Annotated in this window: 1 protein-coding gene; it reads right to left on the minus strand. The window is 61.9% G+C overall.

Translation table 11 applies throughout. The features are described from left to right. Positions 1-540 (minus strand): IS110 family RNA-guided transposase (locus GO606_RS00710; protein ID WP_246979251.1); only part of this gene is annotated, 540 nt, incomplete at its 3' end. Between the last annotated feature and the right edge of the window lie 255 nt (positions 541-795).

A 795-nucleotide genomic window follows, 5' to 3' on the forward strand; every position in this document is an offset into this window, starting at 1 on the left:
CTTGACCATGGCGCGTGCCGACTGACCATGCAGATCGCTCACCACCACGCCCAGGCGGATGCCGCCGTCGGTCAGCACCTTGTGCAGGCGGTTCTTCTCGGAGGCCAGCAGACCCACCAGTTTCTGCCGCTGCCGCGAAATCAGACGCAACTCACGCAGCCGTGCCGGCGGCACGAACGAACCGCGCAGCAATCCGGCACGCGAGAGCGTCGCCAACCATTGCGCATCGCCGACATCGGTCTTGCGTCCGGGAACATTCTTGACGTGCCGGGCATTGACCACTTGCCCACGGATGCCCACCGCTTCCAGTGCGGCATACGGGCTCTTCCAGTAGATGCCCGTGCTCTCCATCACCACCTGATCGGGAGCAAGCGATGCCGCCCAGTCGGCCAGTGCGCGCCGATCGCGTTTGAACGCACCGAATTGCCGCTGTTCGATACGCGTCGTGCCGTCGGCCTCTTCGAGGATCGCGCAGGCCGTAATTTGCGCCTGATGCACATCCAGTCCGATGACTCGTTTGTGTAGCGCTACCAGTTCCATGCCATCTCCCGTCGAATTACACTCAACAGTGGAAGGGGGCGGGTGCCAGAACTGAAAGTGCCTGAAGGCGACAAGTCGCCGACGGCCTGTTTAACGTGCGCTCTCTATGGAAGCAATCCGGGGTACGAGTCAGTTCGGCGGGTCACGTTAGCTTGCGGGGTCGAGCCGCCAAAAAATTGCGCGACCTCTTCCCGCCTCCTTCCACCCCGAATTCTCTTTCATCATCAGGGGTGGCGGCCATCGCAATCACCGTTA

The sequence above is a fragment of the Aromatoleum anaerobium genome (genome assembly GCF_012910705.2).
GTDB classification, from domain to species: Bacteria; Pseudomonadota; Gammaproteobacteria; order Burkholderiales; family Rhodocyclaceae; genus Aromatoleum; species Aromatoleum anaerobium.